The sequence below is a fragment of the Amycolatopsis sp. NPDC089917 genome (assembly GCF_040684635.1).
Taxonomy (GTDB): Bacteria; Actinomycetota; Actinomycetes; order Mycobacteriales; family Pseudonocardiaceae; genus Amycolatopsis.
The window spans coordinates 180,122-205,821 of record NZ_JBFBGL010000005.1; the positions used below are offsets into that span (position 1 = coordinate 180,122).

The following is a 25,700-nucleotide window of genomic DNA, read 5'->3' on the forward strand; positions in this document are numbered from 1 at the left end:
CTCCGGATTAACAGTCATTAAGACCCCGAATAGAAGGCTGCGGTAAGCCAGTCCACTCCATCGCCAGAAGCGGAAACTGTGCGTCGAGTTTCTAGGGCAAGCCGTTCTAAACTGCTCCTCAATTTGATGACCGCTTCGTCAAACGATTCTTCGTCCAGACTTCTGGACCCCCGAGACATAACCAGGTCAGTGACACATTGATCGATATCCTGGCAAGCATCCAGAAGCCTCGTAGGAGCTGCCTGCTTCCGCTTTCGCACCCGAGCATCCTTGCCCGCCGGCATCAGAGCTTTCTCCATTGCAACACGAAGTTCTTGCCCAGCGTGCGCTGCCTCAGCGGCAGCAGGGTCCCGGAGACCGGGATCAGATGCTTCGGCAGCCTTTGCCCGCAAAGCTGTATCGGTCAGCTTTCTGACAGAGGCCAGGGCATTTGATGCACCTTTAACTTTTCGGTTCAGCCCGGGGATAGAAACAGATTCATGACCGCCATCTTGCTCATTCAACGCCTCAGGAAGATGCTTGGACAGATACCGCTGCTGGAAATCATCTTCAATCAGACGAACGTCGGTCTTCGAAAAATCTAGAGTGATAGCAGCTAGGCGATACTCTTTTACTAGCTCCGCCATCTCTGGGTCAATAGCGAGGTCTTTTAAGTACCGGCGATATAACTCTTTAAGCTTCTCAGTTTTGTCTTCGAACGCAAACATCGGCAGGCGAGCGCCCTGAGCCTCACTGCGTTCGACCAACGATTCAATACACCTGAGTACCCACAGGTCCTGCTCACAAGCAGCCGTTGTAGTGCGAAATGTTGTCGCGATCACACTAGTTGGCATCCCCTGTTTGGCCAGTTCGTCAATAGCCAGGAGCCGGTTGATGTAAGAGTACTCTCGATGATGAGTCTTTCGGAGCTGCAGTGACAGCTCAACGTCGCTTACATCGGCCCAAGTGCACGACTCAGGCAGAACCGCGACACGCATGCGCTGCCCTGGCCCGCCAATCTGGAGTAGGGCCGCGCGCCTCGTATTGCCGTTTACAAGTACACCATCTCGGGTGATCAGCCCAGGATCACTTTGTTTGTAATCATTCAGACTCGTAGCCAACCCAGTAAAAACTGGGTCAATTTTTGATAGATCCGACGGCAAGGCTTTAAGCAAGAAGTCTAGGTACTCTTGACTTCCCTGACTCCACGGGTCTACTTCGAGCAAGTCACTTCGCGAACTGTCATGACTACGTTGGGCGCGAATCCTGTGAGTAGCTGGGTTGTAGTACAGATCGCCTACCTGCATCTCGATAACATCTAGATGTGTTGGTCGGCTACGCCAGTCAACAGTTACGGTCTCGTGCACGCCAGCGCCGGCAGCTACTTCTGCTAGTCGACTCTCGATCAGCGCGCGGTTCTCTTCAGCTCGTGGCGGCCGACCGTAGTCTTTAGTCACTACTCTCTCCCGATACGAAGTCGCTCTGGTTCAGCAGTGCAGCCTGCTGAAGTCGTAGCTTAGTACGTCCTAGCCAAGGCCTAGTGCCTCCTGGACTTTAGAACGAGCTTCGGCCGGCAAGGACCGGTAGTCACACCACAGCTCCTCAATCCGGCTAAAGTCTCTGCGATCCGCCTTGACCCAGCTGGCCAGCAGGCGGCGTTCTATAGCCCCAAGGGAAGACAGGTTTCGCAGGACGTCATCCAGGTTGGCTTCAAGGCCACGCCCGCCTACCCTGCACCGCTTGCACTCAGTCACTAGCTGCACTTCGACTCCCGCCGGCGTGACAACTTGCCGTCGAGCGACATCGAGCTGAGCCATCTCATGAGTGCCGACATAGGCATGGCCAGGTGTAATACCGCACGACCGGCACATGTTGCCATCGGCCGCAAGTACCTCTCTGCGCATTGCGGCACCGATAGCAGAATTTGCTCGCTGACTAAGCACAACGCCTCGCTCCCAGACGGGAAGGCCAGCCTTGACAAAGCAGTGCTCGTGAGGATCGAGGGTCAGATCCTCACGATTGGTGTCAATCTGCCACTCAAACTTTCGAAGATCCCGCATTCTTCTGTCAATCTGAGAGACGCCAGGAAAGTCCCTCCTTAGCCTCTCTTTCGTAAATTTATTTCCCTCGCCGACTTCTGCGAGAAGCCATAGGGCGACTCGCTTCATCGTCCCAAGCTCATGATCTTTCCACGACGGGAGCACGTGTAAAGCCCTTCTGTGCCAACTTCACTGGCAGGTCACACTGCAAGCCAGTGGACCATGACAGCTGAACTTCCTTTGTAACACAGAAGCTTCACCGAGCCCACCCATTCAAGCGTCCCTACATCTTTTGTAATGACTACACCGATTGTAGAGACCGGCGGCGCAATTCCGATATATCGCGATCCATTGCGATCCATTGCGACAGATCGGAATCACGGGCAGATTTTCGCCGCCGCAAGAAAATCGAGATTTTTGAGCCAGTCGCTGCCTCATTAATGACGTCGATGCCCTACAGTCGCGTACAGCCCTTCGCTGCGAAGGGCTGTACGCGACTCTTCGGGGAAGGGGTTGATCGAGGGGGATGCCACCGATAGGACGCGTGGGAGGCAGATACCCGAACGGGACTACGCCCATGGCTGCGGCTTTCGCCGAGGCTCTCACTGACCTGCATAAATGCTTCCACTCAAGCACTATCGCTGCGGTAAGCAAGCGGCTTGGAGTCTCTGACGCATCACTCTCGCACTACTACAACGCTCGGCGGCTCCCAGCGATCGCCACTTTGATCTTGATGTACGAGGAGGCGCAACGGGATGTTTCAAGACATGGCGTGCTCACCACAATGCCGTTCACTCTTGAGCATCTTCTCGAGCTCCGAGCCGCCGCCAAGCTGGGGCTTTGCCCTAACTGCCATGGTGCGCTGGTGGAAGTGCGGCCACCATCGGCAACGGACCAGCAGGGAAAGGACCGGCGCAACGGCGTGACGACAGAGAAGGACCGGCGCAACGCGATGAGCACACCTGCGCCGCCGCCAGGGCTCGACGAGGTCTTGTCCTACATCGAGAACGGACACCTGCACGACGTTTCCAGTGTTCTCTGGGCAACCGGTTCCGAAGTGACCGCTGAGGAAGTAGCGGGGGCTGTGTCGTACTTCGTAGAGGCTGGCCACTCTGACGCCGCTGATGTGGTCTTGCAGAGCGCACGGAATCGCAGCCCGCAAGATCGGCTAGACATCATCAGCGAACTCCTCGGCGTCGGGCTGACCGACAACGCACTCTTACTTTTGGAAGGCAGGTGATCTTTGCGCGGAGCGTCGTCCTTGCTACATCAGGTGACAGTCGGAACACGGCCTGAAGCCGCTGTGTCCGCCCTGACCTGGCGCTTGTCGCGCGAGGTCCTCCCTCGTACGACCGTCAGTAACTCGCAGTGCTGGTGATCAACAATACGTGATTGAGGAAAGCGATATGCACTCACGAAGACCGAGATACCAGAGGAAGGCCCGACCGGCAGGCCTAGGAACCAAGGCCGGCAGGGCCCTCCCCCTTCAGAACCCCCGCCTACTGCCGTGGACAAGGAGTCCCTACATGAATAGTAAACGTCGCCGCCCTTCTTCGGGTGGCCGTCCGGCACGAGTCACACGGTCGGGAAGGCTGACTTCCAGCGAAGCTACTGGTGGGAGCGGGCGTCCCGAGCCCACCGGATGGCGCCGGTGGTGGCAACTTGCTTGCACGCACTTCGTCAAGGGTCTTGCCTCCGGGGCCGGATCGGCGCTCGTCGCCTTCATCATCTGGCTACTGAGCTAGCCGAGACTGCTTCGCATTGCGGTTAATTACTACCCTGCCGGCCTGGCTAATATTGTTTGTTACCCAGGTCGGCAGGGACATTAGGCGACCATCTAACCCATGTGACCTAGCTGCGGGGAACAATTGGAGCCGGGTGCAGCGGATCACCGGGTGCTGCCTTCCGCCACAGCTGACCTTGTATCGAAGCCACCGGCAGCCCCTCGTCGTTGTCCGCGGGCACAACCCGTGTGACTACAAACTGTCCCTTTTGCGGAACCGGAAGTCCCAACGCAGACGCAACTCCAGGATCGTTGTCCTGATGGCCGAGTACAAGCAACCCTTCAGGACGAAGCGCATCGCGGGCGCCGCCATTGCTGCGCATTCGTTTCAACGGATCATCCAGGCCCCACCCCACTGTCTCAACGGTGGCCCGGGTAATTATCTGATTTTGCACCTCTCGGCACAGTTGGAACAACCGTGCTTGCGCATGCCGATCGCCACGTCTTGCCTGCGCGTCCATGATCCGTCGCCGCTTCTCCGGATCAAGGTGCAGTAGTACGTTCGGAGCGAGGTCACCATGCGATGACCACAGCCATCTGATCTCGGTGACACCGCGCTCCGACAGGCGGCGCTTCGCATCTCGATTTGTGCTCAGGCGCAACCGGTCTTGCCTGGCCCGGACAAGACCGGCTCGCCACTTGCTCTCCAGGTCGCTTGCCCAGATCACCAAGCAGAGCTGGTCGACCATCTCAGGACCCATCTCCCAGCCGCCAATCCGCTGGGAGAATTTGCAGTCCACATCGTGGCCAGCGATCCGATAGTCGGTAGCCACTCCATCAGCGAAGTCGAATTCACGGTGCAGGTTGATCTCGACCAGAGTGCCCATGTGGGTCTTTTCGGTCTTATGGAGCTGCACGTAGTCCCATCGACCGCTCCGACGCCCGTCAAGAAGCTGGTCAATTGTTTCTCTGAGGACCTTGGCGACACGGTCACCGGATGGATCATGTTCATAAAGTCTATCGGTTACTGCGTCAAGTTCTGGGTCGTCTCCTCGTCCAGGCGGACCCTCTAGAACCATGTCGAACAAGCCGATGTCCCCTCGTTGCACTTAAGTGCTCAACCTCATCGCCGATGCCGGCCCAGTGGCAGAAGCACATCTGGCGACCATGAGCACATGTTGCACCAGTGACACGTGCTCGGTCCAGGAGTTACAGGACAGACAAAAAGGCCCTCCCGCGAACGGGAGGGCCTTAGTGCTGTCTCAACCAGACGTGCGCCCGAAGGGATTCGAACCCCTGACCTTCTGATCCGTAGTCAGATGCTCTATCCAGCTGAGCTACGGGCGCTTGTTCAGTTGTTAATCTAGCACCTGCCGGAACAGGCACCAGCGGAGGCTCCGGGATTTGAACCCGGGAGGGGGGGTTACCCCCAACCGCATTAGCAGTGCGGCGCCATAGACCAGACTAGGCGAAGCCTCCTGGGCCCAACGACCACTGCTCAAATAGGTTACACACCCCGCGAACCCCCGCGAAAGGGACCCCCCTTAGACCCGTCGCAACGCTCTGAGCAGGCCGTATGGGCGACCGCCGAGTCCTTCGGCTTCGAAGACGGCGATGCCGACGCGGGGGAGGTCGCGGGCCGCGGGGTAGGCCAGGTAGCGCGGGACCCAGCGGGGCTGGAACTTGGCGTTGAAGCGGTAGAGGGTCTCGATCTGGATCCAACGTGAGAAGAATCGCAGCGTCCGGGCGGACAGGCGGGCGACGGGGCCGGCGCCGATGCGTTGGCCTTGCTCCAGCACCGCGCGGAAGGCGGCGAAGTTCAGGGAGACGTGCCGCGCGGGGGTGGTCAGGAGGAGTTCGGAGATCATCAGCTCGTTGATGCCGTTGTCGGCGGTCCGGTCGCGGCGCATGACGTCCATGGACAGGTCCTTCTCGCCCCAGGGGACGAACTGGAGGACGCCGCGCACCCGGCCGTCGTGTTCGGCGGTGACGAGGACCGAGCCCGGGTCGCCCATGCGGCCGAGGGCCATCGAGAAGCCGCGTTCGGTGTCGGTGCCGCGCCAGGTGGCGGCGAGGGCGCGGAGTTCTTCCAGCTCCCTCAAAGACAGGTCCTCGGCTTTCCGGACGCGCACGGTGTAGCCGGCGCGCTTCGTGCGTGAGACGGCTTGGCGGACTCCGCGCATGACGCGGCCTTCGAGGGTGAAGGTCTCGGTGTCGACGACGGCCTCGTCGCCGATCTCGAGCACCTCCAGCCCGAAGCGGGCGAAGACGGTCGCGCCCAGTTCCGAGCAGCCCATGGTCGCTGGGGTCCAGGCGTACCGGCGGCAGACGTCCAGGTACTCCTCGATCGCGCCCGGCCACGCTTCCGGGTCGCCGAGCGGGTCCGCCGAGCACAGCGCGACACCGGCGATCACGCGATAGGTCACCGCGGCCTTCCCCGACTTCGAGAAGACCACGAACTTGTCCCGCCGCAGGGCGAAGTACCCCAGCGAGTCCCGCTCGTCCAGCAGCGCCCTGAGCCGTTCGACCTCGTCGTCGGTCAGTCTCGGCGCGGGTTCGGCCGAACGGAGGAGGAAGTACGCCGCCAGGAGGACCGCGGCGATGCCGAACAGCACGCCGACCGCCGCCGACAGGTCCTCCAGCCACAGCGCGCGGAACACCGCGGGACCGCTGACGCCGACCAGGGCCAGCACCGAGTGCGCCAGCCGGTCGCCGACGTCCAGGGGTTCCACCGCCCGCGCGACCGACAGCAGCACGAAGTTGATCGCGACCCCGGCCAGCGTCAGTTGCAGGAAGACCCGGACCGCGCGCCACCGGCCGGTCACCGGATCGGGGAGCGCGATGAAGTACCGCCGCGTCGCGATCAGGGCGATCAGCAGCGCGAGCGAAACGAGCCCCGGGCCGAGGACGTGCCGCAGCCCGAGGTGCGACACCGTCAGCAGCGCCGCGGCGGCGACCGCCAGTTGCCAGGCACGGCGCTTGCGCCGTTTGAGGCCGGTGGCGAGCAGCATCAGCAGCACCCCGGTCACCAGCGCGACCGTCGCCGCGCCGACCGTGGCCTCGTGCGGCAGTTCCAGCCATACGGCGACGCGTCCGCGCAGGGTGCGCCGCCCGGCCGGGACCAGCACCGAGACCAGGGCCAGCAGTCCGGCCAGCCGCGTGACCCAGGTGATCACCCCTACCGAGGTGGCACCCGCCACCCGCCAAGCGCCCGCCAAGTTCCGCCCCCGTTTAGCTCCTTGCCAGCTCCACGAACGGTACAAGGGCGTCGGGGTTCAGCAGCGCATCCCGGCTGACGGCGCGGTCAGGTGAAACCCCCGAAAGGATCTTCTTGACCGGGACCTCGCATTTCTTCCCGTTGAGCGTCCGGGGCACCTCGCTCACCTGGACGAACCGGTCGGGCACGTGCCGCGGCGAGAGGGCGCCGCGCAGCTCCTTGCGCAGGGCGGGTTCGACCTCGTCGAGCGACGCGCCGTCGGCCAGGACGAGGAAGCACAGCAGCTGCCCGTCCTCGTTCCCCGCCGCCGACGTGTCGATCACCAGCGAGTCCGCGACCTGGTCGAACGACTCGACGACCCGGTAGAACTCGGCGGTGCCCATCCGGACGCCGCCACGGTTGAGCGTCGAATCGCTGCGCCCGTAGATGACCGCGGAGCCGCGGCCGGTGATCCGGATCCAGTCGCCGTGCCGCCAGATCCCCGGGTACATCTCGAAGTACGCCTCGCGCAGCCGCGAGCCGTCCGGGTCGTTCCAGAAGAACACCGGCATCGACGGCATCGGCTGGGTGATCACCAGTTCGCCGACGGTCTCCACCACCGGTTTCCCGTCCTCGTCGAAGGCGGCGACGGCGGCGCCGAGCGCGCGCACCGAGAGCTCGCCCAGCCAGACCGGGACGTCCGGGGCCGACGCGACGAACGCCGCGCACAGGTCCGTGCCGCCGGACACCGAGCAGATCTGGACGCGTTTGCCGACCTCGTCGACGATCCAGCGGAAACCTTCGACGCTCAACGGCGCGCCGGTGGATCCCAAGGCGCGCAACGCTGTCAGGTCGAACCGTTCCGCCGGTTTGATGCCGGCCTTCAGGCAGCTCTGGATGTACGGCGCCGACGTGCCGAAGTAGGTGACGCGGTGCTGTTCGGCCAAGTGCCACAACACGTTCAGGTCCGGGCTGCCGGGGCTGCCGTCGAACAGCACGATCGTGGTGCCGGTCAGCAGGCCGGAGACGAGGAAGTTCCACATCATCCAGCCGGTGGTGGTGAACCAGAAGAACCGGTCGCCCGGACCGAGATCGCTTTGCAGCGCGAGAGCTTTGAGGTGTTCGAGGGTGATGCCGCCGTGGCCGTGGACGATGCCCTTCGGCAGGCCGGTGGTCCCCGACGAGTACAGGACCCACAGCGGGTGACCGAATTCGACCGGTTCGAACGCGAGTTCCGCGCCCTCGTTCTCGGCGAGCAACGCGTCCCAGTCGAGCGTGCCGTCGAGGCGGCCACCGGCGTAGTCGACGAGCACGGTCGCTTCGAGCGTGGAGATCTCGTCCCGCAACGAGTTCACCGTCGACCGACTGTCGAACCACCGTCCATTGTAGACGTAGCCGTTGACCGCGATCAGCACCTTCGGCTCGATCTGCGCGAAGCGGTCGGTGATCGCGCGGACGCCGAAGTCCGGCGAGCACGACGACCAGACGGCGCCGAGGCTCGCGGTGGCGAGGAAGGCGATCAGCGTCTGCGGGCAGTTCGGCGCCAGCGCGACGACTCTGTCCCCTTTGGACACTCCGAGTTTCCGCAGTCCCTCCCGCGCGGAGGCGACAGCGGAACGCAGGGCGCCGTAGGTCAGCTGCGACGACAGGCCGTCTTCGCGGTGGAAGATCACGGCGATCTCGTCGTCGGCCTTCGCGGCGCCCGCGACGCCGGGCATGAGCGAGTGCTCGGCGTAGTTCAGCGTGCCGCCCTCGAACCAGCGGGCGTTCGGCATCTCGCCCGTGAGGACCTCGCCGGGCTGGTCGTGCCAGCGCAGGCCGAGGAATTCACCGACGGCGGACCAGAACTCCGGCCCGCGTCGCACGGAGAACTCCCACAACGCGTTGTAGTCGTCGACCTCCACGCCGCGTTCGGTGCGCAGCCACTGGCGGAACGCGTCGATCTTGGTGTCGGACAGGCGGCTCGGCTCGGGGCGCCAGAGCACTTCTGGGGCGTCGGCGGTGTGCGTCACCCCGCGATGTTAACCCTCGTTAACCGAACTGGCGAGCCCCCGTGAACAGCTCGTACGCCATCGTCTTGAGCCGCGCGGCGTCGAGCGGGGTGATCGTGAGCCAGCCCCGGTCCCGGCGCAGCCCGTAGCGGCCGTCGGGGGTGTCCACCCAGGTCAACGTACCCTCTCCGCGCTCCCAGCGGCCCTCCCACGACTTCCTGGTCGCGCCGAGCCGCCCGCTGCCGATCCGCTGCGTGGCGATCCGCACCATCACGATGATCTCGGGTTCCCGCAGCCCGGCGTCGCGCAGGACGTCGGAGAACGCGGGCTGCCCGCCGCGCTCCCCCGCCTCGCACGCGGCCGTGTAGTCGTCGACGCGCAGGTTCACCGAGAGGCCCCGCCCCTGCTCGCACGGCGGCAGCGCCTGCAGCAGGGTCGCGGCGACAAGCGGTTCCCGCAGTGCCGACAGCTCGACATCGGTGCCCGAGACGCCGATCGCGACCGCGCCGCGATCGGACACGCAGCCGACGGCCCGGTACGCCGGATCGCCGTCGAGCCTCAGGTCCAGCGTCAGTTCGCTGTTCGCGAGCGTGTGCAGCAAGCCCATCAACCCGGGCGCCGGGGCGTCCACCGTGCCGAGGCCGCGTTCCGACAGTGTCCGGCTCGCCGTGGCCACCAGTTCCGCGCGGAACTCCGGCGTCCGTCCGACGTGCGGGACCTCCAGCACCGCCGGCAGTTCGTCGCGTCCGTGCGCCGACCAGAGCAGGAACAGCTCGCCGATGTGCAGCCGGATCCAGTCCATCAGCGCCCGCTCCTCGGGTCTTCGCCGATGACGGGCGGGGTCACTTTCCCGCTGAGGCCCCAGACGTCGGAGTCCTCGACGAGGTAGTCCGGTGCCTTGTGCCGGTCTTCTTCGCCTTGCCGCCCTTGCGCCCCCGCCATTCCCATCGGCATCCCGCCGAAGCCGCCCATGCCGGCGGCCGCGGCCCGGGTCCCGGCGACCTGGCCGGGCTGCCCCGAGGGCCCGAAGCCGCCGACGCCGGATCGGTTGCCTTGCCCGAGTTGTTCCTGGGTTCCGCCGGGGACGCCGGGCGGCGGTGGGACGTAGGCGCCGCTGCTCGCGCCGGGTGAGCGCGGTGCCTCGACCGGCTCACGCACCTGGATCGGCGCGACGTCGTCGGTGGCGCTGCTGTGGGTCGAGTCGTCCGGCGGCGGCGCCGGGGGTTCCGGCTTGGGTTCCGGTTCCGGCTTCGGTTCTTCCGGTGTCTTGAGGAGCTGCGGCCGCTTGCCGTACGAGGTGAAGCGGGGGACGTTCTCGTAAACCTCGCCGGAGTTCCGCTGCATCCGCGTCATCACGTCGGCGGCCTGGCGGTGCAGGTTCTGCGAGCTCTCGTCGGTGGGTTCGGCGACGATCCGCCCGGCGTCGGCGAAACCGGATTGCGACCCGGTATTCGGCGCCGGCGCGGCCGACATGGCTTGCGTCGAATCGGAAACCGGGATCGGACGACGTGTGGGCCGCTCCGGCGGCTTCGGCCGAGGGGCGGCTCCCGGCGGCTCGGGCATCGTGCGCCGCGCGGTGTCGGCGATGTCCGCCTGACGGCGCACGCAGTTCGCGACGTTTTCCGCGCGCCAGCCGGTCTCCCCGGCCCAGTCGACGAGTTTGATCGCGGCGTCGCGGGCCCTGTCCGCGCCCTCGCCGGTCCAGCCGTCGGCGGTGGCGACGATGGCCGCCCTGAGTTCGGTGCCGACCCGGTCGAGGAACGCGCTGATCTTCGCCCACTGCGCGGCGACGGCTTCCGCGCTCGCCAGGTCCAGCTCGTCGTGGACCATCGCGTAGAGCTCGCGGTGCGAGTAGCTCATCCAGTCGATGTCGGCGGCGAGGTGATCGGGACCGGGCCGGGGCTCGGGTTCCGGCGGCGGCCACGGCGTGGGCAGGATGCGCATCAGCGCTCGTCCTTCCGCTCGGGTTCGACGATGTCCTGCATGTCGAACCGGCGGGCGACCCGTTCGAGCTGCTCCTGGCCTTCCTCATCCGCGGCGACGTACATCTTGCGCGCCGCCATCACGGTCAGCTGGAAGTCCTTGAGCACCACGGCGAAGTCTTCGAGGACGGGCACGGCCGCTTCGGTCCCGTCGGTCGCGGCGCCCTGGAAACGCTCGCTCATCGTGTGCCCGACGAAGTTGTCGCCCAGTTTCAAGGGCGCCTTGAACTCCGTCGAGTCCTTGATCAGCGCGTTCAGCTCGTGACGCGCCTTGAGCAGCGCGTCGACGAGCTTCTTGGCCGCGTCCTCGGTGACCTTGACGGTCCCCTTCTTGGCATCGGTCTTGGTGTCCCGGATCTGACCCGCCACGGGAGCCAGCGCCGGAGCCGAAGCTCCGAACGCGGCTTGTGGCGTCACGGGTACCTTGGGTGACTGTGCCATTCGACCCTCCCCTGTCACATTCAAGGGAGATGTTAGCGCGGATGGAGTCAGCGCAGGTGCGCGTCGAACCAATTCAGCGTGCGCTGCCAGGCCTCCGCGGCGGCGTCCGGGTCGGCGTCGAAGCGGTGGTTGGCACCCGGATAGCGCACGACGTTCGTCGCGACTTTCGCCTTCGCCGCCGCGTCTCGCAGCTGTTCGACCTCGGCGCCTCCGGCCTCGTCGCCCGCGTCGCCGTACATGCCGAGCCACGGGCTGGTGAGCCGTCCCGCGATCTCGACGAGGACCGGCAGCCCGGTCACGCCCTGCCCGCCGACGCTGACCGCCGCGCCCAGCCTGCGGTTCGACGCCACGACCAGCGCGGCCGTCCCGCCGAGGTCGAAACCGACGACGCCGACGAGATCCGCCTGGACGCCGCGTTCGCCGAGCCAGGACAGCGTCGCGTCGGTGGCTTCGAGCAGATCCTGCTGCGTGAGGTTGTCGCGATCGAGGTGCGGGGTGACGGTGAGCCAGCCTTCGCCGGCGAGCCCGGCCAAGAGCAGCCCCAGACCCTCTTCGACCTCTTCAGCTTCTTCATGCAGCACCACGAGCCCGCCGCGGACGACGCCGTCCGGTTCGGCGAAGGTCAGGCTCAGCGTGTGGCCGTCGGCGTGCCGGTGTTCCACCGTGGTCGTCAGGGTCATTCCTCCATCAGACCACTCTTAGGTAAATATTCGGAGCTTGCGCCCGCGCGGGAAGATACGGTGTCGGAGCCGTCCCCCAGACGTAGGAGCGCCGAAGATGTCACCTGTTTCGCCGCGTGCGGATCTCGAATCGTTGCCGAAGTACGTCCCTGGCCGGACAATCCAGGGCGCGATCAAGCTGGCGAGCAACGAGGTCCCCGGTGGGCCGCTGCCGAGTGTGGCGCAGGCCATAGCCGAGACCGTGCAGGGCATCAACCGGTACCCGGACATCACGGCGTCCGGGCTCGTCGAACGGCTGTCGCGCGAACTGGGCGAGCCGGTCGAGCGGATCGCCATCGGCTGCGGTTCGGTTTCCCTTTGCCAGCAAATGATCCAGGCGCTGTGCGGCCCCGGTGACGAGGTCGTCTTCCCGTGGCGCTCGTTCGAGGCGTACCCGATCGTCACGCAGGTGGCGAACGCCGTCAGCGTGAAGGTCCCGCTCACGGCAGGGCACGGGTTGGACCTCGACGCGATGCTCGCCGCGATCACCCCGAAGACGCGGCTGGTCTTCGTGTGCAACCCCAACAACCCGACCGGGACGGTCCTGCGCCGTGCGGAACTGGAGCGCTTCCTCGACGCCGTCCCCTCGGGCGTGCTCGTCGTGCTCGACGAGGCGTACAAGGAGTTCGTGACCGACGCCGAGGTGCCGGACGGCGTCGAACTGGCGCGTGGCCGCGAGAACGTCGCCGTACTGCGGACGTTCTCGAAGGCGTACGGCCTCGCCGGTCTCCGCGTGGGTTACGCGGTGGCGCCGGAAGCGATCACCGTCGCGCTGAAGCAGGTCTACGTCGCGTTCTCGGTGAACATGATCGCCCAGGCGGCGGCCATCGCCTCCCTCGACGCGGCCGACGAACTGCTGGAGCGCTGCAAGGAGATCATCTCGGAGCGGACCCGCGTGCGGGATGCGCTGGTGGCCCAGGGTTACGAGGTCCCGGAGACGCAGGCGAACTTCGTCTGGCTGCCGCTGGGCGAGCGGACGACGGAGTTCGCGGAGCACGCGCTGGAGCGGAAGCTGATCGTGCGCCCGTTCGCCGGTGAAGGCGCGCGAGTGACCATCGGGACGCCCGAGGAGAACGACCTCTTCCTCGAAGCGGCCGGGGACTTCCCGCGCTGACGGCTCTTCGAAGCGGCCCGCATTTCGTCGACGGAGTGCGGGCCGTTCCTATTTGAGGAGCAGTTGCACCATCGCGGCGAGGCCGACCACTACGATCACACCGCGCAGCACCTTCGGCGGGAGCTTGCGGCCGATCTTCGCGCCGATCTGGCCGCCGATCGTCGACCCGACCGCGAGCAGCGCGACCACGGGCCAGCTGACCGGCGCGATGAAGGCGTAGATCGCGCCGGCGACGATGTTCACGACGGCGGAGAGCGCGTTCTTGACGCCGTTGAGCCGTTGCAGCGACTCCGACATCAGCATCCCCATGACGGCGACCATCATCACGCCCTGCGCGGCCGTGAAGTATCCGCCGTAGATGCCGATCAGGAAGATCAGGAACAGCAGGAGCGGCCCGATCTTGTGGACCTTTCCGTTCTCCTCGCGGCGCTTCGCGACCCAGGCGGCCACTCGCGGCTGGACGATCACGAGCACCACCGCGAGCCCGACCAGCGCGGGCACGATGGTTTCGAAGGCGTCCTTCGGCAGCGAGAGCAGCAGGATCGTCCCGCAGATCGCGCCGAAGAACGACGCCACCGCGAGTTTCGCGACCTGGGGCCAGTAGCCCTTGAGCTCGTCGCGGTAACCGATCGCCCCGCTGACCGTGCCGGGCGCGAGGCCGATCGCATTGGACGTCGTCGCCGTCAGCGGCGAGTACCCGAGCGCAACCAGGACCGGGAACGTCACCAGCGTGCCCGAGCCGACGACCGTGTTGATGGTGCCCGCCCAGAGCCCCGCGATGAAGATCACTACCGCGTGCCACCACGTCATAAAGCGCTCACGTGCGCACCCTAAGCACCGTTACCTCCTTTCGCGCTGTGGATGTGTCTAGTCGAACAATCAGCGAGTCCGTTATGTCTTTTTCAGCCGAGGGCGATGATTCGTGTCGCACCGGACATCACGCGTGACTGGATGGACGACACGCGTGATCAGGCGGACGACTCGGGCAGATGGGCCGCGGTGATCTCCGCGTCCACCGTCCAGCCGAGTGTCAGATACAGCGCCCGTCCCTCCTCCGTCGCGACCAGGACCGCACGCTCCGCCCCGGCCGCGACCGCCACCTCGTCGAGCCTGCGCATGACGAACCGGCCGAGGCCGCGCCGCTGATGCTCGGGCTCCGTCACGACCTGGTCGATCACCGCCGTGCCGCCGGCGATCGCGACCCGGCCGGTGGCCGCGCGCGAACCGTCGGGCGCGCGCACCACCACGTCGGTGACCACGCCGTCGCCGACCAGTTCCGCGCGGTACGGCTCGGGCGCGGCCATGACGGGCCGCAACGCGAGCGGAGCGCTCATCAGGTACTCCGGTGGACCGACCTCCCAGCTCGGCGGAACCGTCTTCTGGACCTCTTCACGCGAACCGCTCACCTTCAGCCAAGTGCCGGGCTCCGTCAGCGCGCGTGCCCGGCGCTCGACCGATCCGGCGTCCGAAAGCACGTATCTCACGCGATGCCCCGGGCGCCCGACATCGAGCCGGTAGCCGTCCGGTTCGGCCACCGGGAGCCCGACGCCGCGGGACAACGCCCAGCCGTGCACCCATGCCTTGATCAGCCCTGCCACCCCAGTCATCGTCAGATGATGACACCCTCCACCGACATTTCCGGGCGTTCCGCCGAACCTGCGAGGATGAGCCCGTGGCCGACGACGAGCGCGAGCAGGTGTGGAGTGCGACCGTCGATCATCTGCGCGCGATGATCGATTCGGGCAGGCTCCCCGCCGGGTCGAGACTGCCCGCCGAACGGGCGCTCTGCGAACAGCTCGGGATCAGCCGCGGTTCGCTGCGGCAGGCGTTGCGGGTACTGGATTCCATCGGTTACGTGCAGGTACGGCCGGGTTCGGGTACGTACGTCCGCGAGACCATCGACGAGCGGCCGCTCCGGAGCTGGTTCTCCGAGCACGAGCAGCTGGTCGAGAAACTGTTCGACCTGCGGACCACCGTCGAGCCGACGCTGGCCGAGCGGCTCGCGCTCCAGCACACGCCGCGCGTGCTGGAGCGACTGGAAGGCACCGTCGAGGAGATGGACCGGGCCGCGGCCGACGGCGACATGCTGCGCGTGATCGCGGCCGACGCGGAATTCCACCGGGTGATCGCGGGCAACGCCGGGAACGACGACGTCACCGATCTGCTGCGTTCGGTGCTCTCGCTGGTCGGCGAGGAGCGGCGGGCGGCGCTGCGGCTCCCCGGCCAGATCCGCAAGGCCGTCGACGAGCATCGCGCGATCCTCGAAGCGATCCGACGTTCGGACGCAGCGGCCGCACGGGACATCACCCGCCGGCATCTGCTCGACGCCAAGACCCTGGTCCACGACTACACGGCCCGGGATTAACGCTTCCTTGATGGCCGGACGGCCCTGGCGCGAGTATTGTTTTCAGAAGTTTGTGAAACTTCTGACGGGGGTGTGCGGTGGAGAAGGTCCAGTTCACCGAAGAGAAGGCGACGATGCTGGCCACGCTGTACGGCCGGGCGCTCGACGCCCGCAGCGACCGGCCGGTCCTCGGGGACACCGCGGCCGACGAGGCCGTGAAGCGGATCGATTACGACTTCGGTTCGCTCGGCGTCGACGGGCAGCTGGGGCTGACGGTCGCGTTGCGGGCCAAGCCGATGGACGACTGGGCCGCGTCGTTCCTCCGGTCGCGTCCGGACGCGACCGGAGTCCAGCTCGGCTGCGGCATGGACAGCCGCGTGTACCGCCTCGACCCGCCGCCCACGGTGCGGTGGTTCGACGTCGACTACCCCGAAGTCGTCGACCTGCGCTCCCGGATCTACCCGGAGCGGGACGGCTACCGGACCATCGGCTCGTCCGTGACCGACTTCGGCTGGATCGACGAGATCCCGTCGGACAAACCCGGTCTGGTGATCGCGGAGGGTCTGACGATGTACCTGCGACCGTCGGAGGGCGAAGAGTTGCTGCGGCGGCTGATCGCGCATTTCCCGCAGGGCGGGGAAATGGTCTTCGACACGTTCAGCAGGCTGGGGATCAAACTGCAGAAGCTGAATCCGGTGGTCCGCAAGGCCAACGCGACGCTCTATTGGGGCATCGACGAGATCTCCGAACTGGAGCGCCTCGGGCTGACGCTGGTCTCGAAACTCGACTCGACGGATTACGCGACGCCTGAAGTGAAAGACCGGCTTTCGGCGTCGCTGCGGGCGCAGCTGTGGTTCGCGGGGCTGTTCCCGGCGTTCAAGAAGATGGGGCGGATCCTGCGGTTCCGGTTCTGAGGGCGGCGGTGGCGGTGGCGCGACATGGCCGCCGGGCATTCTCGCGAGAAGTACATGAAGGACCCCTTCACGTACTGGTGGCGTCTGTGATTCGGGACCGCACTCGCGTGATTGAGCACGGAACTCACGTGCTTCGGCACCGCACTCGCGTGATTGAGCACGGAACGCCCCGGATCCGCGAGTCCCGCCTTCGCCCGTGCGCGAACCTGACGAACAAGCCGGCCGACCGCTCACCGCCGGGTTCAGCGTGACTCCAGCACCCGCTCCACGAACCGGTGCAGCTTGTCCTCCAGCCGGAAGACGCGATCCTCCAGCGACAGCGTCTCCGTCGGCTGTGGCACGTCCGACTTCAGCTCGCCGCGGATGTACTGGCTGCACGCGAGGTTCGAGCACGCGTAGATCCCCAGCGTGTTCCCCTCCCGCCCGAGCTTTCCCGCGCGGCGGCCGGAGAACAGCGCGATGTCGGACAGCGGATGTGTCGTCGTGCACAGGCCGCACATGTTGCTCAGCAGGACACGGCCCTTCGGCCGGGGCGCGGCGCGAAGGGACAGCCCGATGGTTTCCCCGCGGTACGGCAGCACGAGATACGCCCTGGCGGTCGCCTTCGGATCGCGCCAGCCGAGGAATTCCCTTTTCTCCCAAGGGATCTCGCTCGGCGGGGCGGGCAGCGTGACGCCTTTGGCCTCTCCGCGCGTGCAGTTCACGAAGGACGCCCTGATCTCGTCCTGACCCAGCGGTTCCATACCCGCACGGTAACCATCGCCCGGGAGAACTGGCGAACCGTTTTCCGGCGGAGGTCATACGATCACCGGGTGCGCGGGAAGACGATGTCGAGCCGGTTCAGGCTGGTGCTCAGGACCAGCCTGGGGTTCGCCGCGCTCGGGCTCGGGTCCAGTGTGTGCGGTGCCGGCGTGGTGGCGTTGCTGCTGCTCCTGCAGGGCCTGCCGAGCGAGGTCGGCGACCAGGGCTGGATCCTCGGCGTCACCGCGGCCGGGATCGTGGCGCTTTCGCTGGTGGTCGGCACCGTGTGGACGGCGTGGCTGCAGCGGCGCACGGCGGTCTGGTTCGTCTTCGGCCGCCCGCCGACGAAGGACGAGGCCGCGCGGGCGCTCCGGATCCCGGTCGACATGGGGATCGTGAGCGGGACGCTCTGGCTGATCGGCACCATCGTGCTCGGCGCGCTCGCGCGGGTGCTCGGGTCCTGGATGGACGCGCTCGGGATGGCGCTGGTGATCGGGCTCGGCGGGCTGACCACGGTCGGTCTCACCTACCTCGCCGCGGAATGGGTCGCCCGCCCGGTGATGACGATCGCGCTCAAGGTGACGCCGCCGAAGGGGACGCTGCGGGTCACCGTGCGGACCAGGGTGATCGTCACCTGGTCGCTGGCGAGCGGCGTCCCGTTCCTCGGCGTGCTGCTGGTGGCCACGCCGCCGGACCTCGGCCAGGGCGACCACGTCGCGAGCCTGATCATGCTTTCGGTGATCGGGCTCGGCGTCGGCGCGATCGGGACGGGCCTGCTCGCGAAAGCCGTCGCGACGCCGTTGCACCGGCTGCGGGTCGCGCTCGACGAGATCGCGCGCGGCAACAAGGAGATTCTGGTCGCCGTCGACGACTCCAGCGAGATCGGCCTGCTGCAGACCTCGGTCAACGACCTCGCCGCCGGGCTCCGCGAACAGGAACGGATGCGGGACCTGTTCGGCAGGCACGTCGGGGACGAGGTCGCCCGGCACGCGCTGGAGTACGGCGCCTCCCTGTCGGGTGACGTGCGCGAGGTGACGGCCTTGTTCGTCGACGTCGTCGATTCGACGGCCCTGGCGAGCCGCACCCCGCCGGAAGACCTGGTGAAGATGCTCAACCGGTTCTTCACCAGCGTGGTGCTCGCCGTCGGCGCGCGCGGCGGGCTGGTCAACAAGTTCCAGGGTGACGCCGCGCTCTGCGTCTTCGGCGCCCCGACCCGGCTCGCGGACGCGCCGACGGCGGCGCTCGCGGCCGCGCGGGCGATCCGGGACGCCGTCCAGGAGACCGGTGAGCTGGACCTCGGCATCGGCGTCGCGAGCGGCCGCGTCTTCGCGGGTCAGCTGGGGACGAGCAGCCGCTTCGAGTACACCGTCATCGGCGACGCCGTGAACGAGGCCGCGCGGCTGACCGAGCACGCGAAATCCGCCGACGGCCGGATCCTCGCGAGCGAGGCGGTGCTCAAAGCCGCGTTGGAGGGTGAGCGCGCGCACTGGGAGCCGTACGCGGAACTGGAGCTGCGCGGACGCCGGGAACCGACGCCCGCGTGGGAGGCGAGCGCGCTCAGCCCGGAATGACGTCCGGCCAGCGCAGCAGCGTCGAACCCCAGGTCAGCCCGGCTCCGAAGGCGCCCATCACGACGCGGTGACCCGGCTGGAGCGTGCCGTCCTTGACCGCGTCGGCCAGCGCGATCGGGATCGACGCCGCGCTCGTGTTGCCCACCTTCTCGATGTTCGAATACATCACGTCTTCCGCGAGCCCGAGCTGCTTCGCGCAGGTCTGCAGGATGCGGATGTTGGCCTGATGCCCGATGAACCGGTCGATGTCGCCGACCGCCCAGCCCGCGGAATCCAGCACCGCGCGCGCCGATTCGGCCATCCGGGCACAGGCGTGCCGGAAGACGGTCTGCCCCTGCATCACCAGGTAGTGGTCACGCGGGTCGTCCGAGCGGCGGTTCTTCGCGCCGCCCGCCTCGACCCAGAGCAGTTCGGCGAGCGCGCCCTCGCTGTGCAGGTCGAACGAGCCGAGCGAGCCCAGCTCGTCCGCGTCCCCCGCGCGCAGCAGGACCGCGCCCGCGCCGTCGCCGAAGATCGGGACCGTGCCGCGGTCCTCGGGGTCGACGAGCGAGGTGAAGACGTCCGCCCCGATCACCAGCACGCGGCGCGCGATCCCGGCCGCGATCAGCCCGGCGCCGGTGGCGAGCCCGTAGATGAAGCCACTGCACACGGCGTTGACGTCGAACGCGGCGACGCCGTTCAGTCCCAGCTCGGTCGCGACCTGCGGCGCGCCCGCCGGGCACAGCTGGTCGGCCGTCGACGTCGCGAGCACGACGGCGTCCGCCCCGGTCTCCCCCGCCGACGCCAGCGCCCGGCGGCCCGCCTCCACGGCGAGGTCCACAGTGGACGTCCCGGGGTCGACGACCCGGCGTTCGGCGATGCCGGTCCGCGTGCGGATCCACTCATCGGAGGTGTCCAGCCGCTGGGCGATCTCCTCGTTGGTCACCACGCGCGGAGGCAGCCAAGAGCCGAGACCGGCGAGAACGGCCGCCTGAGATGAGGGCACCAAGAAATCCTTTCGCGGGGCAAATGCGGGGTCTGCCATTCACTTGTAAGCGCTACCATTCAGTAGACCCGTCAGTTGTGTTCCGGGTCACAATTCAAAGAATCTCGTCATCCCCGATGGGGTGATCCACGCCGCTCGGCGGCGCGATCAAAGAGCAGGCGCCCGGACGAGTCGTCCGGTTAGCCTGGCCTGGTGCACACACCCGACCTGGACCGCCTGGACGTCGCCATCCTCGCCTGCCTGCAGTCGGACGCCCGCACGATCGCCGAGAACATCGGCGCCAAGGTGGGCCTGTCCGCGGCCGCCGTCCAGCGGCGGATCAAGCGGCTGCGCGAGACCGGGGTCATCGAACGCGAGGTGGCGGTGCTGTCCCCGCGGGCGCTCGGGCTGTCGATGACCTTCGTGGTGATGGTCGAGATGGAGCGGGAGAACCTCGCGGTCCTCGACGGGTTCCGGCGGCAGGTGCTCGCGGACGACAACGTCCAGCAGTGTTACTACGTCACCGGCAACGCGGACTTCGTGCTCGTCGTCACCTGCCGGGACATGGCGGACTTCGAGGCGTTCACGCGGCGGATGTTCTTCGACAACCCGAACGTCCGGCACTTCACGACGTCGGTGGCGATGGACCGGGTCAAGACGGGACTGACCCTGCCCCTGGACCGCTGAGCGGTCCAAAAAGGACTCCCCGGGCCCGTCACCACGGGTATCGGCCCGAACGCAAGGGGTCTGTGCCCGGTGTTACACCACTATGGACATATGCAGCCGATAGCGTGAACGTGCCGACAGTCGCGTCATCCGCCGCGGGCCCGGCCATCTCCTCCCCGAGACCGAAAAGTTCGCGCCGCGCGAACCACGAGAGCACCGAGGAGTGGCCGTGCACACCGACGCAATTCACCAGAGCCAGTTCGTTCTGCTGAACAACAGCAGCACGCCCGTTCTCTCCCGCCTGTCCTTCCACGCCGGTGAGCCGTTCGCGATCACCGTGTCGTTCCGGACCGAGCGCGGCCGGTGGGTCGAGTGGACCTTCGCGCGTGAACTGCTCGCCACCGGTCTCACCGACCCCGCCGGGCTCGGCGACGTCCGCGTCCGCCCCGACCTCTCCGAGGACGAGGACATGCTGACGCTGGAGATCGAGTCACCCGACGGTTACGCGTCGTTCGAGCTCGAACGCGAGGACGTCGAGACGTTCCTGGAGTCCACCTACGAGCTGGTCCCGTTCGGCGCCGAGAGCGAGCACTTCGACGTCGAGGCGCTGATCGAGGAGATCAGCAACGTCTGATCCCACAGCCACCGCTCCCGCGGTACGAAGAAAGGCGAAGGGCGGCCCGAGTGCGCTGGAGGCACTCGGTCCGCCCTTCGCCTTTTTCAGGTGGTTCTCGGTGACCGGGGACGGTGTCAGCCGAGGACCAGGGAGGTCCCGGTCGCGGACAACGCCGGCCGGACCGGGAAGAAGTACGTCACCGAGCTGTTACCGCCGGACAACATGCCCTGGGCCTGGTTGCCCGCGATGAACGAGCCACCGGAGTCGCCCGCCTGCGAGCGCACGTTGGTGGCGGTCATGCCGTAGACCGTGCCTTCGGCGTAGCGGACGGTCTGGTTCTTGGCGCCGACGGTGCCGCAGGTCCAGCCGGTGGTCGAACCCGACTTGCAGATCGAGGCGCCGGTCGCGGCCTCGGTCGACCCGCTGACGCGGGTGCCGTTGTTGATGACGCCGCGCGGCGTCCAGTTGCCGTTGACCCGGACGTGGCCGTAGTCGTTGGTCGGGAAGCTGGTGCGGGCGAACGAGCCCATCGCGACCCGGTTGGACCCGGTCACCGTGCCGGGGCCGCAGTGTCCGGCGGTGAGGAAGCCGCCGTTGACCGAGAAGCCGATCGAGCAGCGCGAAGAGTTGTTGATGTAGTAGGCGTCACCGCCGCGGACGTCGTACTTGAGCGTCGGCGCCGAAGGGGTCTCGACCACCGAGACGGCGGCCTTGTCCACACCGGTCTTCTCCAGGTACGAGTCGACGACGCCGTTCCCGCCCGGCAGGACGTTCAGCGTCACGCGGTTGGTCTTGGTGTCGACGCCCCAGCCGGTGATCGCGCCGTCCGCCGCGCGCTCGCCCGCGTTCAGTTTGTCCACAGTGGAATCGAGCTGGGCGGCCGAGAAGCGGACGAGTTCCGCTTCCGCGCCGCTCGCGAGGACCTGTCCCAGTTTCGCGGCGTCCGTGACGCCGACGCGGAGCTTGCCGGTGGCCTCGTCGTAGCTCGCGCCGCCGAAGCTGCCGGCGAGAGCCGAGGCGAGTGACTCTTCGAGCGCGCCCGCGGCGGTCTCGCTCTGGATCCTGGCGAGTGCCTGGCCGGCGGTCAGGCCGAGGTCCCGTTGCAGGGCGGGAACCATCTCGGCGTTGAGCAGGGTGGCTGAGGACGCTGAGGACGCTGCCGCGGGGGTGCCCGTGACGAGCGCGCCGGTGGCCAGTGCCGCCGTGGCGGCCGCACCGAGGAGCTTCGTGATCTTCATGCTTCTCCCTCGTCATCACGCACGGCTCCGGTTCGCCATGCGATAGCCCTCCCCTGACGGGTGAGAGTTCTGGACTCCGGCGAAGCCCGCAATCCGGGTCGGCGCGGGATAGGTATACCCATTCTTCGCGAGCCGAATCCGCTGCTCCGGTGACGATCACTCAGGGCTGGCACCCGTACGGGCACGTCCGTAAGTAGGGTTTCGGAGTGAATACCTTGCGTAGTCGTTGCCACCCCCTGAACGTGGGATAAATCGCCGGATCGGGTTTCTCGCCGATGTTTCGGGTGTCCGGTGATTTTCCAACCGAAGATCCATCGTCCAACCGGTGACGGTGCGTCGGCAGACGGCCTAGCGAGATGCCCGTGCTGTCCGTGTTGGGTGGTTTACGACCAGGTAGGCAGTGCTTAGGCTCCGCAGGACAACGCACAAGATCGTGTCGGGCTCACCGGGAACTCCCTCACCGAGGAGCGCATGATGTGGCTTGCCACCCCTCGCCCGACCTCGGTCTCGGTCCGCGCCGGATCGACGGCACTCGTGGGCCGCGACGTCGAGGTCTCGGCGATCGTGAAGATCCTGCTGCGCCGTCCGGCCGCCGTGCTGATCGAAGGCGAACCCGGGATGGGCCGCAGCAGGCTGCTCGAAGAGCTGGCCGGACGCCGTGAGTTCGCGGCGGGCCGGGTGCTGTCGGGCGCCTGTCAGCCGATGCGCGAACCGTTCCCGTTCGGGCCGGTGCTCGAAGCGCTGCGTTCGGCGGGCGACCGGCAGCTCGGCCCGCTCAGCCCGGTCGCCGGGGTACTGAGACCCTTACTGCCCGAACTCGCGGAAAGCCTTCCACCCCAACCGGAACCACTCGCCGACCCGTGCGCCGAACGACACCGCCAGTTCCGCGCCGTCCGCGAACTCCTGATCGCCTGCGGCCCCGCGCTCGTCCTGATCGACGACCTCCAGTGGGCCGACGAAGGCACCCGTGACCTGATGCGGTTCCTCGCCTCGGACATGCCCGCCGAACTGGCCGTCGTCGCGGCCTACCGGACCGGTTCGCCCTCCGCGCACGGCGGCGCCGGGATCCCGTTCCGCACCCCGCCGAACGTCCAGACCGCCCGCGTCACGCTGGGCCCGCTCGACGTCGAAGCCGTCGGGAAGCTGGCGGAAGAGCTGCTGGACCTGCCGCGGGTTTCCTCGCCGTTCACCGCGAAACTGCACGAGAGCACCGCCGGGATCCCGTTCGTGGTCGAGGAGACCTTGCGGGCGCTGCGGGACGCCGCCGGACGGCTGCCGATCGGCGAAGTGCTCTCCGATCGGCTCCTGGAGAGTCTCGAAGTCCCGATCTCCCTGCGCGAAGCCATCACCGAACGGCTCGAAGGGCTGTCCGAACCCGCGGTCCGGCTGGCCCGCGCGGCGGCGGTGCTCGCCGTCCCGTCCGAACCGTCGGTGATCGGCGAACTCGCCTGTCTCACCGGCGACGCGCTCCGCTCCGCGCTTCTGTCCACTTTGGATGGCGGAGTGCTCGGCGAACTCGGTGGCGACCGCTACGGCTTCCGGCATCCCTTGGCGCGCAAGGCCGTCTACGACACCATCAGCGGTCCGGAAAGGACTCTGCTGCACTCGCGCGCCATCCAGGTGCTCGCCGCCCTGCCGGTCCCGCCGCTGACCCTGCTGGCGAACCACTCGCGCGCGGCGGGCCGGACCGAACAGTGGCGTCACTACGCCGAAGCCGCCGCCGACGAGGCCATCTCCCATGGTGACACGTCCCGCGCGATCGACCTGCTCCAGTCCGTGCTGGCCGAGGCGGGTCTCGGCGAGGACGACATCGCCCGGCTGGCCACGAAACTCAGCCAGGTCGCGCTGCGCGGCTTCCGCCCGGACGTCATCGAGACGCTGGAGCGGATCCTCGAAGACCTCACCGACCTGCGCCCGAGCGTGCGCGGGACGATCCGGCTCAGCCTCGGGATGCTGCTGGTCCGCACGATCGGGCGGCTCGGCCGGGGCCGGGTCGAGGTGGAGAAGGCGATCACCGAACTGGTCGACGAGCCGGAGCTGGCCGCCCGCGGGATCAACCTGCTCGCCCAGCCGATCGACGGGCTGACCCCGTTGTCCTGGCACGAGGTCTGGATGGACCGGGCCCGCGACGTCTTCGACCGGCTCGAAGACCCGGAGCTGCGGCTCGCGCTGCTCGGCGACCGGATCTCCGGGCAGGCGCACATCGGCGACGGCTCGGCCTGGACCGAGTTCACCGAGCTGCCGGACCAGGGCGCCGGCGTCGCCGAACGCGTCCAGCTCGCGCGGCTGTGGTGCAACCTCGCCGACGCGCAGTCCTGGGCCGGGCATCTGGGCCGGGCGGAAAAGCTGGTCACGGAAGGGATCCGCCGCGCGACCGACGCCGGCGCGCTCTACGCCGCCGGGCTCGCGCAGGGGACCCAGGCCCGGCTGGACTGGGTGCGCGGCGACTGGTCCGGGCTCGCGGAGACCGCCGAACAGCTCCGCGACGCCTATCCCGACCTCGGCCCGATCGTCATGGAGTCCTCGCTCGTCCTCGGCGGGCTGGCCGCCGTCCGCGGGGAATTCGCCGCCGCGCAACGGCACCTGACCGCGGCGAGCGTGCACGCGCCGGAGCACGGGCCCATCCCGGTCGTCCTTTCGGCGGCGGGGATCCTGATCCGGGTGCTGCTCGCGACGGACGACGTCGACGGCGCGTGCGCGGCGGCCGACAACGCCGTCGCGGCGGCCCGGCGCAAGGGCGTCTGGGTGTGGGCGGCGGGTCTGGTCCCCGCCGCGGCCGAGGCCTACACGCGGGCCGGGCGCTGGTCGGAGGCGGACGCCGTGGTCGAGGAGTTCGCCCGCGGCGTCGAGGGCAAGGACTCGCCGGTCTCCCGGGTCGCGCTGCTGGCCGGCCAGGCGATCCTGCTCGACGCGCGCGGCAAACATCCCGCCGCGTCAACGGTTTTCGACGAAGCGGCGGCGGGCTACGAGGCGTTGCCGATGCCGTATCAGGCCATCGGCGCCCGGGAGCGGGCGGCGCTGTGTCGTCTCAATGCCGGCCGTCTCACCGCGGGCCGCCTCGACGCGGGCAGGATCACCGCGGGCGACCGCAAGGCGATCGAGGAGCTCGCGGCGGCCGCGGAGGCCTACGAACGACTCGGCGCGACCAGGGACGCCGGCCGATGCCGCCACCTGCTGCGGGAACACGGCGCGTGGGCGCCCTCGCAGCGCGGACGGCGCGGCTACGGCCAGGAGCTCTCGCCCCGGGAACTCGAGGTCGCGCGGATGCTTTCGGACGGCCGGACAAACCGGGAGATAGCCGACGGACTGTTCCTTTCCCCGCGCACGGTGGAACAACACGTCGCGAAGGTTTTGCGCAAACTCGGCGCCCGTTCGCGGACGGACGTGGCCCGCCGGATGACGAGTTACGCACCCGCGGCCGTCGACCGGTAACATGCCGGTGAGCGGCCGTTATTCCTTTAG

Annotated in this window: 21 protein-coding genes and 2 tRNA genes; 8 read left to right on the plus strand and 15 right to left on the minus strand. The window is 67.5% G+C overall.

The genetic code is table 11. The features are described 5' to 3' along the window. Nucleotides 1-17 precede the first annotated feature (17 nt). Nucleotides 18-1,436 carry a transcriptional regulator gene (locus tag AB0N89_RS06385; RefSeq protein ID WP_364200801.1) on the minus strand — a complete coding sequence of 473 codons (1,419 nt, stop codon included), beginning with the start codon at nt 1,434-1,436 and terminating at the stop codon, nt 18-20. A 1,159-nt stretch (nt 1,437-2,595) separates the two neighbouring features. Between AB0N89_RS06385 and AB0N89_RS06390 the strand changes: the two genes are divergently transcribed. After that, on the plus strand, nt 2,596-3,258 hold the full coding sequence (locus AB0N89_RS06390) for a hypothetical protein (protein WP_364200803.1): 663 nt from the start codon (nt 2,596-2,598) through the stop codon (nt 3,256-3,258). A 611-nt stretch (nt 3,259-3,869) separates the two neighbouring features. On the opposite strand, the gene AB0N89_RS06395 is transcribed toward AB0N89_RS06390, so the two are convergent. From AB0N89_RS06395 to AB0N89_RS06435, 9 genes are all read right to left on the minus strand, one after another. After that, the gene (locus AB0N89_RS06395) at nt 3,870-4,820 is read right to left on the minus strand and encodes a NaeI family type II restriction endonuclease (RefSeq protein WP_364200878.1); all 951 of its coding nucleotides are present in this window, start codon (nt 4,818-4,820) and stop codon (nt 3,870-3,872) included. A gap of 194 nt (nt 4,821-5,014) precedes the next feature. After that, nucleotides 5,015-5,088 (minus strand) — tRNA-Arg (locus tag AB0N89_RS06400). Between the two features lie 42 nt (nt 5,089-5,130). Then, nucleotides 5,131-5,220, minus strand: a tRNA-Ser gene (locus AB0N89_RS06405). Between the two features lie 65 nt (nt 5,221-5,285). Beyond that, entirely contained in the window at nt 5,286-6,941 is a 1,656-nt protein-coding gene (locus AB0N89_RS06410; RefSeq protein ID WP_364200880.1) for a phosphatidylglycerol lysyltransferase domain-containing protein, read from the minus strand. Between the two features lie 31 nt (nt 6,942-6,972). Next, complete coding sequence (locus AB0N89_RS06415) at nt 6,973-8,949, minus strand: acetoacetate--CoA ligase (protein WP_364200805.1); 1,977 nt, start codon at nt 8,947-8,949, stop codon at nt 6,973-6,975. Between the two features lie 19 nt (nt 8,950-8,968). Next, nucleotides 8,969-9,730 carry an ESX secretion-associated protein EspG gene (locus tag AB0N89_RS06420; protein WP_364200807.1) on the minus strand — a complete coding sequence of 254 codons (762 nt, stop codon included), beginning with the start codon at nt 9,728-9,730 and terminating at the stop codon, nt 8,969-8,971. Beyond that, on the minus strand, nt 9,730-10,872 hold the full coding sequence (locus AB0N89_RS06425; protein WP_364200808.1) for a PPE domain-containing protein: 1,143 nt from the start codon (nt 10,870-10,872) through the stop codon (nt 9,730-9,732). The genes AB0N89_RS06420 and AB0N89_RS06425 overlap by 1 nt, the downstream gene beginning before the upstream one ends. Beyond that, the gene (locus AB0N89_RS06430) at nt 10,872-11,351 is read right to left on the minus strand and encodes a hypothetical protein (protein ID WP_364200810.1); all 480 of its coding nucleotides are present in this window, start codon (nt 11,349-11,351) and stop codon (nt 10,872-10,874) included. Before AB0N89_RS06430 ends, AB0N89_RS06425 begins: the two co-directional genes overlap by 1 nt. Before the next feature lie 47 nt (nt 11,352-11,398). Continuing rightward, entirely contained in the window at nt 11,399-12,031 is a 633-nt protein-coding gene (locus AB0N89_RS06435) for a dienelactone hydrolase family protein (protein ID WP_364200812.1), read from the minus strand. A gap of 97 nt (nt 12,032-12,128) precedes the next feature. On the opposite strand from AB0N89_RS06435, the gene hisC reads away from it, so the two are divergent. After that, the gene (hisC, locus tag AB0N89_RS06440; protein WP_364200814.1) at nt 12,129-13,184 is read left to right on the plus strand and encodes a histidinol-phosphate transaminase; all 1,056 of its coding nucleotides are present in this window, start codon (nt 12,129-12,131) and stop codon (nt 13,182-13,184) included. 48 nt (nt 13,185-13,232) lie between these two features. On the opposite strand, the gene AB0N89_RS06445 is transcribed toward hisC, so the two are convergent. Together AB0N89_RS06445 and AB0N89_RS06450 are read right to left on the minus strand one after the other, a co-directional pair. Continuing rightward, nucleotides 13,233-13,994: a sulfite exporter TauE/SafE family protein gene (locus AB0N89_RS06445; protein WP_364200815.1), complete on the minus strand. Its 762-nt coding sequence runs from the start codon at nt 13,992-13,994 to the stop codon at nt 13,233-13,235. Between the two features lie 158 nt (nt 13,995-14,152). Further along, complete coding sequence (locus AB0N89_RS06450; protein WP_364200882.1) at nt 14,153-14,782, minus strand: GNAT family N-acetyltransferase; 630 nt, start codon at nt 14,780-14,782, stop codon at nt 14,153-14,155. A 74-nt stretch (nt 14,783-14,856) separates the two neighbouring features. Here AB0N89_RS06450 and AB0N89_RS06455 point away from each other — a divergent pair, with 74 nt between their 5' ends. Then, nucleotides 14,857-15,549, plus strand: a complete 693-nt coding sequence (locus AB0N89_RS06455; protein ID WP_364200817.1) for a FadR/GntR family transcriptional regulator — start codon at nt 14,857-14,859, stop codon at nt 15,547-15,549. A gap of 77 nt (nt 15,550-15,626) precedes the next feature. Continuing rightward, nucleotides 15,627-16,442 (plus strand): class I SAM-dependent methyltransferase, encoded by an 816-nt coding sequence (locus tag AB0N89_RS06460; RefSeq protein WP_364200819.1) that lies wholly within the window; start codon nt 15,627-15,629, stop codon nt 16,440-16,442. A gap of 242 nt (nt 16,443-16,684) precedes the next feature. Here the strand turns inward: AB0N89_RS06460 and AB0N89_RS06465 are convergent, their stop codons facing one another. Continuing rightward, the gene (locus AB0N89_RS06465) at nt 16,685-17,185 is read right to left on the minus strand and encodes an FBP domain-containing protein (RefSeq protein WP_364200821.1); all 501 of its coding nucleotides are present in this window, start codon (nt 17,183-17,185) and stop codon (nt 16,685-16,687) included. Nucleotides 17,186-17,269: 84 nt separating this feature from the next. Here AB0N89_RS06465 and AB0N89_RS06470 point away from each other — a divergent pair, with 84 nt between their 5' ends. After that, the gene (locus AB0N89_RS06470; protein WP_364200884.1) at nt 17,270-18,754 is read left to right on the plus strand and encodes an adenylate/guanylate cyclase domain-containing protein; all 1,485 of its coding nucleotides are present in this window, start codon (nt 17,270-17,272) and stop codon (nt 18,752-18,754) included. Here the strand turns inward: AB0N89_RS06470 and AB0N89_RS06475 are convergent. Further along, nucleotides 18,741-19,739 carry a beta-ketoacyl-ACP synthase III gene (locus AB0N89_RS06475; RefSeq protein ID WP_364200823.1) on the minus strand — a complete coding sequence of 333 codons (999 nt, stop codon included), beginning with the start codon at nt 19,737-19,739 and terminating at the stop codon, nt 18,741-18,743. The genes AB0N89_RS06470 and AB0N89_RS06475 overlap by 14 nt on opposite strands. Nucleotides 19,740-19,931: 192 nt before the next feature. Here AB0N89_RS06475 and AB0N89_RS06480 point away from each other — a divergent pair, with 192 nt between their 5' ends. Together AB0N89_RS06480 and AB0N89_RS06485 are read left to right on the plus strand one after the other, a co-directional pair. Next, nucleotides 19,932-20,405: an Lrp/AsnC family transcriptional regulator gene (locus AB0N89_RS06480; RefSeq protein ID WP_364200825.1), complete on the plus strand. Its 474-nt coding sequence runs from the start codon at nt 19,932-19,934 to the stop codon at nt 20,403-20,405. A gap of 208 nt (nt 20,406-20,613) precedes the next feature. Next, on the plus strand, nt 20,614-21,018 hold the full coding sequence (locus AB0N89_RS06485) for an SsgA family sporulation/cell division regulator (protein ID WP_364200827.1): 405 nt from the start codon (nt 20,614-20,616) through the stop codon (nt 21,016-21,018). A 116-nt stretch (nt 21,019-21,134) separates the two neighbouring features. Here AB0N89_RS06485 and AB0N89_RS06490 read toward each other — a convergent pair whose 3' ends face one another. Beyond that, nucleotides 21,135-22,238 carry a S1 family peptidase gene (locus AB0N89_RS06490; RefSeq protein ID WP_364200829.1) on the minus strand — a complete coding sequence of 368 codons (1,104 nt, stop codon included), beginning with the start codon at nt 22,236-22,238 and terminating at the stop codon, nt 21,135-21,137. Nucleotides 22,239-22,712: 474 nt separating this feature from the next. On the opposite strand from AB0N89_RS06490, the gene AB0N89_RS06495 reads away from it, so the two are divergent. Beyond that, nucleotides 22,713-25,670: an AAA family ATPase gene (locus tag AB0N89_RS06495; RefSeq protein WP_364200886.1), complete on the plus strand. Its 2,958-nt coding sequence runs from the start codon at nt 22,713-22,715 to the stop codon at nt 25,668-25,670. Nucleotides 25,671-25,700 lie beyond the last annotated feature (30 nt).

Coding starts and splice junctions, on each gene's coding strand:
- AB0N89_RS06390 (WP_364200803.1), top strand. CDS start 2,596: ATGGCTGCGGCTTTCGCCGAGGCTCTCACTGACCTGCATAAATGCTTC.
- AB0N89_RS06395 (WP_364200878.1), bottom strand. CDS start 4,820: ATGGTTCTAGAGGGTCCGCCTGGACGAGGAGACGACCCAGAACTTGAC.
- AB0N89_RS06420 (WP_364200807.1), bottom strand. CDS start 9,730: ATGGACTGGATCCGGCTGCACATCGGCGAGCTGTTCCTGCTCTGGTCG.
- AB0N89_RS06425 (WP_364200808.1), bottom strand. CDS start 10,872: ATGCGCATCCTGCCCACGCCGTGGCCGCCGCCGGAACCCGAGCCCCGG.
- AB0N89_RS06430 (WP_364200810.1), bottom strand. CDS start 11,351: ATGGCACAGTCACCCAAGGTACCCGTGACGCCACAAGCCGCGTTCGGA.
- AB0N89_RS06435 (WP_364200812.1), bottom strand. CDS start 12,031: ATGACCCTGACGACCACGGTGGAACACCGGCACGCCGACGGCCACACG.
- hisC (WP_364200814.1), top strand. CDS start 12,129: ATGTCACCTGTTTCGCCGCGTGCGGATCTCGAATCGTTGCCGAAGTAC.
- AB0N89_RS06445 (WP_364200815.1), bottom strand. CDS start 13,994: ATGACGTGGTGGCACGCGGTAGTGATCTTCATCGCGGGGCTCTGGGCG.
- AB0N89_RS06465 (WP_364200821.1), bottom strand. CDS start 17,185: ATGGAACCGCTGGGTCAGGACGAGATCAGGGCGTCCTTCGTGAACTGC.
- AB0N89_RS06470 (WP_364200884.1), top strand. CDS start 17,270: ATGTCGAGCCGGTTCAGGCTGGTGCTCAGGACCAGCCTGGGGTTCGCC.
- AB0N89_RS06490 (WP_364200829.1), bottom strand. CDS start 22,238: ATGAAGATCACGAAGCTCCTCGGTGCGGCCGCCACGGCGGCACTGGCC.
- AB0N89_RS06495 (WP_364200886.1), top strand. CDS start 22,713: ATGTGGCTTGCCACCCCTCGCCCGACCTCGGTCTCGGTCCGCGCCGGA.